Origin of the sequence: Acinetobacter legionensis (genome assembly GCF_048552295.1) — a bacterium.
Classification (GTDB): domain Bacteria; phylum Pseudomonadota; class Gammaproteobacteria; order Pseudomonadales; family Moraxellaceae; genus Acinetobacter.
The window spans coordinates 25,604-37,864 of sequence record NZ_JBIMCW010000005.1 but is presented as its reverse complement, the minus strand read 5'-3'; the positions used below and the strand labels follow the sequence as shown (position 1 = coordinate 37,864).

The 12,261-nt window shown below is 37.5% G+C and carries 10 protein-coding genes; 6 read left to right on the top strand and 4 right to left on the bottom strand.

Annotated features, from left to right (window positions below; translation table 11 throughout):
* Positions 1–330 precede the first annotated feature (330 nt).
* The 4 genes from ACG916_RS05535 to ACG916_RS05520 are packed head-to-tail and all read left to right on the top strand — an operon-like array spanning position 331 to position 2,424.
* Positions 331–774, top strand: a complete 444-nt coding sequence (locus ACG916_RS05535; protein WP_336953118.1) for a PAAR domain-containing protein — start codon at positions 331–333, stop codon at positions 772–774.
* Entirely contained in the window at positions 767–1,330 is a 564-nt protein-coding gene (locus ACG916_RS05530) for a PAAR domain-containing protein (protein WP_335954937.1), read from the top strand. Before ACG916_RS05535 ends, ACG916_RS05530 begins: the two co-directional genes overlap by 8 nt.
* Positions 1,331–1,336: 6 nt before the next feature.
* Entirely contained in the window at positions 1,337–1,963 is a 627-nt protein-coding gene (locus ACG916_RS05525; RefSeq protein WP_335954936.1) for a hypothetical protein, read from the top strand.
* A 2-nt stretch (positions 1,964–1,965) separates the two neighbouring features.
* Positions 1,966–2,424: a hypothetical protein gene (locus tag ACG916_RS05520; protein ID WP_333667274.1), complete on the top strand. Its 459-nt coding sequence runs from the start codon at positions 1,966–1,968 to the stop codon at positions 2,422–2,424.
* 328 nt (positions 2,425–2,752) lie between these two features.
* On the opposite strand, the gene ACG916_RS05515 is transcribed toward ACG916_RS05520, so the two are convergent.
* The 3 genes from ACG916_RS05515 to ACG916_RS05505 all read right to left on the bottom strand — a co-directional run bounded on the left by ACG916_RS05515 (position 2,753) and on the right by ACG916_RS05505 (position 6,326).
* Entirely contained in the window at positions 2,753–4,720 is a 1,968-nt protein-coding gene (locus tag ACG916_RS05515; protein ID WP_419327388.1) for a family 2A encapsulin nanocompartment cargo protein cysteine desulfurase, read from the bottom strand.
* Entirely contained in the window at positions 4,695–5,627 is a 933-nt protein-coding gene (locus tag ACG916_RS05510; protein ID WP_004721119.1) for a family 2A encapsulin nanocompartment shell protein, read from the bottom strand. The genes ACG916_RS05515 and ACG916_RS05510 overlap by 26 nt, the downstream gene beginning before the upstream one ends.
* A gap of 210 nt (positions 5,628–5,837) precedes the next feature.
* Positions 5,838–6,326, bottom strand: coding sequence for a rhodanese-like domain-containing protein (locus ACG916_RS05505; protein ID WP_004721117.1), 489 nt, complete (start codon positions 6,324–6,326; stop codon positions 5,838–5,840).
* Between the two features lie 280 nt (positions 6,327–6,606).
* Between ACG916_RS05505 and epsC the strand changes: the two genes are divergently transcribed.
* The gene (gene epsC, locus ACG916_RS05500) at positions 6,607–7,515 is read left to right on the top strand and encodes a serine O-acetyltransferase EpsC (RefSeq protein ID WP_419327389.1); all 909 of its coding nucleotides are present in this window, start codon (positions 6,607–6,609) and stop codon (positions 7,513–7,515) included.
* Positions 7,516–7,574: 59 nt separating this feature from the next.
* Here the strand turns inward: epsC and ACG916_RS05495 are convergent, their stop codons facing one another.
* Positions 7,575–8,720, bottom strand: a complete 1,146-nt coding sequence (locus tag ACG916_RS05495; RefSeq protein WP_419327390.1) for a hypothetical protein — start codon at positions 8,718–8,720, stop codon at positions 7,575–7,577.
* Between the two features lie 266 nt (positions 8,721–8,986).
* Between ACG916_RS05495 and clpB the strand changes: the two genes are divergently transcribed.
* Positions 8,987–11,566, top strand: a complete 2,580-nt coding sequence (clpB, locus tag ACG916_RS05490) for an ATP-dependent chaperone ClpB (protein WP_336953109.1) — start codon at positions 8,987–8,989, stop codon at positions 11,564–11,566.
* Positions 11,567–12,261: the final 695 nt, after the last annotated feature.

Below are 12,261 nucleotides of genomic sequence, written 5' to 3'. Positions count from 1 at the left end.
GTAGTATCTCGCTTTTTTATTCAGATGCTCAAGCATGTGATTGTTAAATTGTAAGTAGAGTGTTCTTGATGACTATTCAAAATACTGTAGGGCAATGAATATTACCCAATTATTTGAATATCTGATTTGTTAAGAAAGATTCAAGAGATCTAATTGAGAACATTGGTCAATAGGCTTGATAAGCGAGTTGATTGAAATATGAATAGTGTAAAGATATTGATCAATTTAAATTATTAAAATTATTTAATAATTCTATTAAATTTGTCTTAATAGTTGGTTTTATGTTTCAATTGCTATGTTCTTCATTCAATAACAATAATTGGCCTCAGTATGACGAAACCTAAATTTTTACATGAATTACCAATTGAGCAGTTAAAGCAGATGTCTCAAGAAGACATAAAGCAAACAATAAAAGCAGAGCAGCTTTATTTTCGACACAGACCCAAAAAGATCTATTACCTTGCGGTAAATGGGGCTAAAACCAAAAATGGTGGGTTAGTTAAAGCGACTGCATTGCAAAGCCGAATAGGTGGATTGCCTATTGCTTTAGTTGGTGACGATGCTATTTACGCAGATGGGACAATTTCTAAAATCATTTCAGGTGCTGGCAAGGGTTGTCTTATAAATGGTCAGTCCGCTGCATTGGTAGGAAGCCACTTAGAGAATGGTGATGAGATTGTCGATAGCCCTAATAACTCTGTAGCTATAAATATCTTTATCGGTGATAAGGCCCCTGAAGGCTTTTTGTGCCAAGATGGTTTTAATCATGACTAAAGGTTTTGCAATTCATAACTCTATGACAAATCATGGAGGCATCATTCAAGCAACACAACAACGAACATCTCAAATGGGAAATCTATTTCTACGTGCTGGAGATGGTCACTTTTGCCCTAAGTGCAAATGTTGGTCTGAAATTGTTAAAAGCCATGATCATATTATTATGGATGGCAAAGCTGTTGCTTATGTTGATGACTTATTGACTTGTGGAGCTAAAATTTTACCTAAACAAGATCATGTTGTTGGAACAAGCCAAGGTGAGAATTATAGAAGTTCTTCAAGCTCAAAAGAGCCTTTACAAAATAGCTTTATAGATAAAGTAATCTCAACAAATTTTGGTTTGCAACACCAATTGTTAGATAAAGCTACTCAGAAACCGTTAGTTGATTTTCCATACCAATTGAAACGTGCAAACGGTGAAGTTATTGAGGGGAAAACTGATGAAGATGGAAATACAGTTCATATTGATTCAGGTGATCAAGAGGAACAGGTAGAGCTAATAATTTATGACCTTTCTAAACCAATGCCTCCACTAGATGATGACTTAGGGTAAAAAATTATGGCTGACGTTATTGTAACTGATAAGGGTATGTTTCCTAGGGATGTTGAAGTTTGTAACTATCCCTCTGTAACGTGTAATCCAGCGTTTAAAGTTGGTAATTACTACATTGCTGCGCCTTACAATTTTTTCTTTGACGAAGATCATTGGCAAAGGCTGGAACGCACAAATAAAGTAGAGTTTCTACTGGCTTTACGTTTTGGTATGGAATATGACATAAACAAATTTGGTGATGGAATGATTAATAAGCTTTCCTTCAACACTATGATGTATGTAAAGTTTCAACAGTATGTACGGAAACACTCAATGCATGAAGCCAGTAAATTAGTTGCTCAATTTCAAAAACAAACCTTTTCAATCAGACTTAAAACAGGATTTAGTTTTTTTGATGTATTGGCAGTAATAGGAATTGCAAAAAATATTACTGTTCCAGAAACCATAGTACATCTTCGGCAATTGGCTGAAAATAATCATTGTCCTCTATATGTAAACAGATCCACATTTAAAAATATATTTAATGAAGATTATCATTCGGGAATGTTAAAACAGTTAACAGGAGATGGAACGTATAAGGGGGAAGGTTCTGTTGTAGACTTGAAGCAGTTTGACAATAAAGGAAGTGGGTAATTATGAAATTTAAATTTTTAACTCTAATATTAATACCACTGGTATCGATAGGATGTTCTGCTAATGAAATAACAAAAAAAGACATTCAAAAATACGTAGAAACAAGTGATGTATTTATCAATATTGATACACCTATTTATAGATTAGCTGACACGACTAAGAAAAATGCGATGGCTGACGCAATTTATAAATCATCATTAGCCAAGCTTTATTTTTTAAAAAGTTATGAGAAAGAGCTATTCCCTATTTACAATCTCGAAGACAAGATGATGTCTGAAAACTTCTTTGGCTATTGTTGGATGGGAAAATTCATCAATGATTATAAATCCTTTGCACCCAAGCCTTCTTTAGTAGATGTTGAAACATTGCAATGGCTGGATAAAAAGCGCGCTATATGGGCTCAGCATATTAGTAAAAAATTTGGGAATGATACGTCCGTTAAAAATTACTGTCCTTACTAACAGGTACAGCCGATATATTTACTTTTAAAGTTATGAGTAATATAGTCTTAAAAATGTTGCAAAAATAGGTTGATAAAAATAATGGTAAATCAACCTGATTTAAACTAAATAGCGGCTTAATTTTTTTGTTGTAGTGTATCGTTTTATCGAATTGAGGGGATATTTTCACTAATTGGATGAATTACGCATCCCCATTCAAAAATAGATCATACAATCGTCACCTCGAAAAATCACATGCCTAATTAATTAAGCATGTGATTATGATCGATCAATAAAGTCTTTGAAAACTAAAACTTAAAAACTAAGCTTTAAAAGCTAAAGTTTAAAATTAGGATTTATAAGGTTTAGCACGGCGGAGTTGATGCAATACTGAAACCAATAAATCAATTTCCTCAGTGGTATTATAAAACGCAAGAGAAGGGCGTACAGTACGTTCAACACCGAAACGGCGTAAGATCGGTTGGGCACAATGATGCCCAGTACGCACGGCGATACCATATTGATTGAGTACTTTCCCGACCTCTTCCGTTTCATAGCCTGCCAGTGTAAAAGACATCACACTGGCTTTATTTAATGCAGTACCAATCAGGCGTAGTCCAGAAACGCTTTGTAGTGCATGTTGACCATATTCAAGCAAGTCATGTTCATAACGTGCAATGTTATGGATTCCAATACTTTCTACGTATTCTAAAGCAGCACCTAAGCCAACAGCATCTGCAATATTCCCCGTACCTGCTTCAAATTTATTTGGTGCAGGTTGATAGACCACATTCTCAAACGTCACATCCTGAATCATATTTCCGCCGCCTTCCCATACAGGCATGCTATCAAGTAATTCAGACTTGGCATAAACAGCGCCAATACCCGTTGGGCCAAAAACTTTATGCCCAGAAAACACAAAGAAATCGGCATCTAAGGCAGTAACATTGGTGGGCATATGCGAAACAGACTGAGCACCATCAATCAAAACTCGAACACCTGCTGCATGCGCCAATGCAATAATTTCTTGAGTAGGCGTTACAGTACCCAAGGCATTAGAAACCTGTGTAATCGAAACCAGTTTGGTTCTAGGATTGAGCAATTTTACAAATTCCTCAATCTGAATCTGACCAGTATCATCTACAGGAATTACACGGAGTTTTGCACCAGTTTCTTTACTGAGTTGGTACCAAGGCACAATATTGGCATGATGCTCAAGATGGGACACAATAATTTCGTCTCCCGCTTGAATATTCTGCTTACCCCACGATTTTGCGATTAAGTTGATACCTTCTGTTGTACCTCGAACAAAGACGATATTTTTTGCTGAAGCGGCCCCAATAAAGCGAGCCACAACATCCCGGGCATGCTCATAAGCATCACTGGCACGTGCTGCAAGTTCATGTGCTGCGCGGTGAATATTCGAGTTTTCATGTTGATAGAAATATGAAATTCGATCGATGACCGCCTGAGGTTTATGGGTGGTGGCTGCATTATCCAACCAAACCAATTGCTTACCATTTACACTTTCTTGTAGGATGGGAAAATCCCGACGGATTTGCAAAATATCAATGGGTTGATAGTTCTGAGCATTCGCTGGTATCTGCACATCTGAATGCGGACGAACAGCTTCAATGGTAGGTGATTGAAGAAAATAATAACCAGACGCTGCTGTTGCAGGTTTGTCATTACGATCTTGTAATACACTTTTTAATTGCTGGTCATCTGTCACATGATAATGATCAAACGCATATGGATTTTTAAGCACATCAGTTTGAGCCACATTTGTATTGACTGTTTGGGCACTGGCAACTTCAGGATGAGGCAGATCCAAAAAGTAATAACTCGATTGAGCTTGATGTGGCGCAGTCGTTGTTAGGTTTGATGGTGCTGTCTGTTGTGTGATTGGTGTAGGATTCAATGACAAATCTAGCTTTTGTCCGACAGCAAATGGATCAGGAGTATTTGCACCACCAACAATGGGCGAAGAAGATAGAATTCTACGCTCAGGATGGTCGGCGGTCGGTTCTACATAGTGATGTGTAGAATCCGGGTTTAAATTTGCCTGTTGCACAATGGCAGGTATACGCCCAGACAAAGCAGTAATTGGGTCTTTAGGCTGTGGTTGGTGACTAATACCTTGAGATCGTTGATCGGGTATATCAAAGTTAAAACCTTGTGGGTTTTGCTTGGGTAAAGCTGAAAAAAATTCAGCAGCCAATTGTGCAATGACAGATTCACTGATGGGTGCATCAGCAATATGATCAGAAGAAATATCTGGAGTAGATTGATTACTTGTAAGTTGTTGGATAGTCATGGTACTTGTCTACCTCCACATCTTCGAGCACAGCGAGTGCGTCATCTGTCAACACAGCAAGAGAACAATATAAGGAGATTAAGTAAGAGGCGATTGCATTACGATTGATGCCCATAAAGCGTACAGATAGGCCAGGTGCCTGTTCACCAGCAAGACCTGGTTGGAATAAGCCAACAACGCCTTGACGCTTTTCACCAACGCGTAACAAGATGATTTTGGTTTTGCCATCTTCAACTGGAATTTTATTTGAAGGAATCAGTGGAATACCACGCCAAGTGATGAACTGTGAACCAAATAGGCTTACGGTTGGTGGTGGAACACCACGACGGGTACATTCACGTCCAAAAGCTGCAATCGCATCGGGATGTGCTAAGAAGAAGCCTGGCTCTTTCCAAACTTTACGTAGTAAATCATCAAAATCATCTGGTGTGGGTGCACCTGTCAAAGTGGAAATACGTTGCTCATCTGCAACACTTGCCAATAAGCCGTATTCAGGATTATTGATTAATTCACTTTCTTGACGTTCTTTAATGGTTTCGATGGTTAAGCGTAACTGTTCTTTGATTTGATCGTGAGGACTACTATATAAGTCAGAAACACGAGTATGAATATCCAGAACTGTGGAAACACCATTTAAAAAGTATTCACGTGGATTAACTTCATAGTCGACAAAAGTTTGTGGAAGTGTTGCTTCATCACGTTGTGTACAAGCCACCTGAATATCATCGGTATTGCTGACTTTATTGACCCGATAGATACCTGCTTCAACAGGGGTCCATTGCAATAAATGTGTTAGCCAACGTGGCGTAATGGTGGAGAGTTGCGGTACTGTTTTTGTCGCATTGGCAAGTTGACGGGCTGCTTGATCATTTAGCGCTTGGCGTGTGACTTCTTGGTTCTTAGCCATGTTTTAATCCTTGGTGGTATTGGAAATTAATTTATTGATTACTCATCTGATTTAAAAATGCTGTTTTTATCATCTCCAATAAAGTAAGAATTTTGCTATTGGTGTTTAATTGTGACCGGTATTTATTGCATTAATTTGATTCTAATTAAGAGCGTTTTTAATCATTATCAACTGCTTATAAAAATTCATAAGAGGAATAAAGCAAGAGCCTTATTCCTGACGCCAAGGTAAGTTGTGGAAACGCCATCCATTGAAAGAACCACGATGATCATTTTCGTCAAGGTCACCTTCAAAGCCTTGTTCGATATTGTAAATATTTTCAAAACCCGCATTAAAAGCCACATTTGCAGCAGCTGCGGAACGTTTGCCACTACGACAAAGCAGTAGAATGATCTTGTCTTTTCCAATTTTAGTTTCAAGTTCTTTGGCAAAGCGTGGATTGCGGTTCAGCGCAGTTCCTGTCGCCCAAGGAATATGAATAGTATCTTCTACATAGCCGACAAATTTACGTTCTTCGTTGGTGCGTACGTCGACAATCACCACATGACCCGCTTTAAACAATGCCCATGCTTCATGAGGTAAAATTGTTCCCGTAAATTCTAAATAATGATCTTCAACACGTTGTTTTGCTTGTTCAAAGATATTTTCAATTTGAGCCGTTGTTAATTCGGTAAAGTGTTGTTGATTTAAACTCGTCATTTCATTTGCCTTTCTTCAAACTTAGAATTACATCTAAGTCTTGATGTATCAGATGTATTGATAACAACTATAATGATTTTATATATTCAATAAATTAATAAAAATTGAATTGCTTATTCTTATTTTGAAATAAGATTTAAATGATTTTTAAAGATATCTTTATACGAAGAATGTTTATCTACAAGATTGCTAATAAAATAGTATTTACATATTCAAAGTGAATAATAAAATTTCATGTTAAGCGCATGGATTGTGAAAAGTCATTTCAGTAGGTAAATATATGACCCAATGGAATATCCCCAATATTGTGGATGAGCTACAACAAGCTCGTAATGAATGGCGTACTCAACGTAAAAGCTTAAAAGACTTTGGCGGTAGGGAATTACCTTCAAAAGATGAAATTAAGAAAATCATGAATGATCTGTGTGGTATCTTGTTCCCTATGCGACTAGGGCCACCTGATCTACGCCAACAAAGTGAAAATTTTTATATTGCACATGCACTTGAGAAAACTTTGCACTCATTATTGGAGCAAGTCAAACTTAATCTAACTTATGATTATAAATATAAAAAGCACAACGAAAATGCCGACGTAATTGAGGTATTGGCACAAAGTATCGTCAGTGAATTTGCACAAAAATTACCAGATCTACGCCGAATTTTAGATACAGATGTGATTGCAGCCTATGATGGTGATCCAGCTGCACGAAGTGTCGATGAAGTTTTATTGTGTTATCCGGGTATTTTGGCAATTATTTACCACCGAATTGCACATGAGTTTTATAAAAAAGACTTGTCACTGTTGGCACGTTTAATTGCTGAGATTGCACATTCAAAAACTGGCATTGATATACATCCAGGCGCACAAGTCGATCAAGGTTTCTTTATTGATCATGGTACAGGTGTGGTGATTGGTGAAACCTGTATTATTGGTAAAAATGTGCGAATTTACCAAGCCGTAACGCTTGGCGCTAAACGTTTTGAAATCGATGATTCTGGGCGTTTACAGAAAGAATATGCACGTCACCCAATCGTAGAAGACAATGTGGTGATCTATGCAGGTGCAACTATTCTTGGGCGTATTACCATTGGTCAGGGTGCTGTAATCGGTGGAAATGTATGGATTACCCAAAATGTCGCAGCGAATAGCGCAGTTTCTCAAAGTTCTGCAACCAAGTCAGAAGTGTAAGTGCATTGAAAGCTTAATAGGTTGTGTAGCTTAAAATTTTATGAGGTTAAAATGCTTCATTAAGAAAGTGGAATGATGTAGTAAGTTTGATCAACCGAGATGATCAGTTTATTTCTAATTTGATATATCCAAGCAGTGTCAATGGGCAGCTTAAATTGTTTATTTTGCCCATGTTGTTTGATTTCAAATACGTCATAGCCAATAGGTGTAAACCAGAATATATAATGATTTCCTGAACCTTGAACATCATCAATACTTTGATATTTTAGATATTTGGCATTTACAGTGGGTAACTCTACTGGCTTTTTGCATTCAGGCAGTCTTATCTCATCTTTCAACTGTGGCAGAAATTTGGAAAAATCGCGACTATAGAGATAACTTTGAGGTGTTTTTAAGAGCCGTGTTTCGTGTTCAAGAATTAAATAACATTCTGCTTGGTGCTGTTGTAGATAGAGCCTTAATTGTTGAATGAGTTTTAAATTAAAAGGTTCGGCAGGTTGAGCAGGATAATCATCTGGTGAAAAATCACGTTTTGGTTGTTCAGGCTTGTCTCTAAAAATATCTTTGAAATTTTTGATTACAGATTGCTGCTGTTGTTTATGTTCTTTTTGAGCTTCTGCGGCTGCTTTGGCCGAAATATATTGAGGATCAAAATAAACTGTTGTGTCATATTCTAAGACTTTCTTTTGATATGTTTTCTCTTGCACCATTTGCTCTAAAATTGTCTGAGAAAATGCAGCATAGGAAAACGAAGTCATGGCCGTTAAATTTTGTGTCTGTGCATTGAATAAATAAGCTTGCATTGGATTATTCACACCAGATTGAAAGGTTTTTATAGTGATGAGAAAGTGATTGTGATTTAAGGCGACAATTTGATCGATCAATTGATTTGTTTGTGCAGCAATGAAATGAGGCTGAATCTGTTGATCATGATTTAGATCATAAGTACATATTTTAAAATTCTTTACAGGATTTTGTTTTATATGACTTTCAGGGCAATTGTAAACAATAAAATTTTCATTGAGGGCTTTTCTATTCATGTCATCAGACGTTTTAAACCATGTGAATTCTATGCCTGATATATTCGGTGTTAATTGCTGGATATGTTTGTGGGGAAATTCTTCACTATTTGGCGATTTGTAGCCACAGGCATACAGTGCAGATACTGCAATTAATACAGATAATGATTTACCGAAAGTCAACATTGTTATTATACTAAAATCTCTCAATACTCCTTACTCTAAAGCATATCGTTGAAAATACAAACGTTTAAAAAACTAATTCTCTATATTTTTCCATAAGCTTACTTGAAAAATAACGTTTCAGCACAGATATTAATACTGAAATCCATTCTAAGTATTTTGGTAAGTTTTTGAAAAATATATAAATTAATTCATTATTGCTATTGAAATCGAAAAAAACGTTCCCATTTATTATTCAAGTACAAAATTTGTTGTGAGGAATAACAAGAATGCGATTTGAAAAATTTACGAACCGCCTGCAGCAAGCCTTATCTGATGCACAATCTCAGGCAATGGGTAATGATAATACCGCAATTGAGGGTATTCATATTCTTTCCGCTTTATTGGAAGAACCATCTAATCTTAGTCTTTTGCAACAGTCAGGCGCCAATCTACCTGAGTTAAAAACAAAACTGCAAAAAGCCTTAACAGATGCGCCCAAAATTGGAACACCAACTGGAGATATTAATTTAAATCCAGAAGCTGTACGTGCGCTTAATTTGGCAGATAGCTTTGCTCAAAAAGCAGGAGATGAATTTTTATCTACTGATTGGGTAATCTTGGCACTTGCTGAAACAGGTGCTACCAAAACATTGTTAACAAGCGTAGGTGTCACGACTGACAAACTACGCAAAGCAATTGAAAATATTCGAGGTGGCGAACAAGTTATGGCAAATAACCATGAAGATCAACGAGATTCACTTAATAAATATACCATAGATTTAACAGCACGTGCTGCGGAAGGTAAACTCGATCCTGTGATTGGCCGTGATGAAGAAATTCGTCGGACTATTCAAGTGTTGTCGCGTCGTACTAAAAATAATCCTGTATTGATTGGTGAACCTGGTGTAGGTAAAACGGCGATTGTTGAAGGTCTGGCACAACGTATTATCAATGGTGAAGTGCCTGAAGGCTTAAAAGGTAAGCGTGTTTTATCGCTAGACTTAGGCTCATTGCTGGCTGGTGCAAAATACCGTGGTGAGTTTGAAGAACGTTTAAAAGCAGTACTCAAGGATCTAGCGAAGTTTGATGGTGAAATCATTCTCTTTATTGATGAGCTACATACGCTTGTTGGTGCAGGTAAGGGTGATGGTGCGATGGATGCAGGTAATATGTTAAAACCTGCATTGGCACGTGGTGAATTACGTTGTGTGGGTGCAACGACACTGGATGAGTATCGTCAATTCATTGAAAAAGATGCAGCTTTGGAACGCCGTTTCCAAAAAGTTTTGGTAGATGAGCCAAGTGTTGAAGATACCATTGCAATTTTGCGTGGTCTCAAAGACAAATATGCAACACATCATGGTGTGCAAATTCTCGACTCTGCAATTATTGCAGCGGCGAAAATGTCACATCGCTATATTACAGATCGCCAATTGCCAGATAAGGCGATTGATTTGATTGATGAAGCAGCATCACGTATTAAAATGGAGATTGACTCTAAACCTGAGCCACTTGACCGTTTAGACCGCCGTTTAATCCAGTTAAAAATGCAATTGGAGGCGGTAAAAAAAGATGCAGATTCAGTCAGCAAAGCTGAAGTTGAGCATTTGGAAAAACAAATTGCAGATGTCGAAAAAGAATATAGTGATTTGGAAGAAATTTGGATTGCTGAAAAGCGTTTAGTGGATGGTACAAATCAGGCGCAAATCGAACTTGATAAAGCCCGTACTGCATTTGAAAAAGCGCAACGTGAGGGTGATTTGGCTGAAGCAAGTCGTTTGCAATATGGGGTGATTCCAGAATTGCAAAAACGCTTGAGTGAGGAAGAGGTAGCGGAAGTCAATGAAGAACCGAAACTGATTCGTACCAAAGTGACTGAAAATGAAATTGCAGAAGTAGTCAGTGCTGCAACTGGTATTCCTGTATCAAAAATGCTACAAGGCGAGCGTGAAAAATTACTCCATATGGAAGATTTTTTACACAACCGTGTGGTGGGACAGGATGAAGCTGTGGTTGCTGTCTCAAATGCAGTTCGTCGTTCACGTGCGGGCTTATCTGATCCAAATCGCCCAAGTGGTTCGTTCTTATTCCTTGGACCAACAGGGGTGGGTAAAACTGAGTTAACCAAGGCTTTAGGTAATTTCTTATTTGACAGTGATGATGCAATTATTCGTATCGATATGTCAGAGTTTATGGAAAAGCATTCGGTTAGTCGATTGGTGGGTGCACCTCCGGGTTATGTTGGTTACGAAGAAGGTGGTGTTTTAACTGAAGCAGTACGCCGTAAACCATATAGTGTGGTGTTATTTGATGAAGTTGAAAAAGCCCATCCAGATGTATTCAACATTTTATTACAAGTGTTGGATGATGGACGATTAACTGATTCACAAGGCCGTCTGATTGATTTTAAAAACACCGTGATTGTGATGACATCGAATTTAGGTTCAAGTGATGTACGTGAGCTCGGTGAAGGTGCTAGTGATGAGGATGTTCGTATAACGGTGATGAATGCCGTATCACAACATTTCCGTCCTGAGTTTATTAACCGTATCGATGAGTTGGTGGTATTCCACTCGTTGAAAAAATCACAAATTCGTGGCATAGCAGATATTCAATTGAATCGCTTACGTTCACGTTTATCTGAACGAGATATTGGGTTGAAAGTCGATGATCAGGCCTTTGATATTCTGATTGATGCTGGTTTTGATCCTGTATATGGTGCACGTCCACTTAAACGTGCGATTCAACAACAGGTTGAAAATCCATTGGCTCAGCAAATTCTTGCTGGTCAATTTACAGCAGGTGATACCATTTTAATCAGTGCTGAACATGGTCAACTTAATTTTGGTAAATTAAAACTAAGTTAATTTATCTAGCTGTATAACCAAAGCCAACTACCGCAAGGTAGTTGGCTTTTTTAGTAGAGAAGTATTTATATTTTTACGTGTTATATAGTCAAACCAGCTAATTACTCATACAAGTGGTTTCCATCAAGTCATTGATCATAAATGAAGCTTATGTTTCTAAATGAACTTTTAGAAACTATTGGTTAACAATTCGTTTTTTGTACTTTTGAATCATAGATGGTTGTTTTAATCATGGGGCGACATGGATGTCACAGTTGGGCGGGGGTATAGGACGTACCCCCGTCCATGAGCAAAAACAAAGCACTGCTTTGTTTACAGTGTAAGGTTTGGCAACCCTTACGAAAAGTGAGACATAGCCTACGCAAAGGTATTTAAACTTTGAATATAAGGTATGGTATTGCAAGCTTTAGGACTTTTTAGCGTTCTACATAAGTGTAAGCATTGGATCAAAAGGTAAGTAATCTTAATGGATAACACTTGTGAAGGGGAGATGAGGTTGATTGAGCAGTAGAATGCCACATTAAGACTTTCCGCATAATAGGGAAAACACTACACATCGTAGAATTGATGCAAAGGTTTAAAGCCTGTTTAATCCCCCAATCAAGCATCCAGAGCTATAGGAATGCATAGATTTATAAACCATCCTAAACCACTAATCGGCATAGCCTAGTCTTTTCATCATATTATTTTAATCA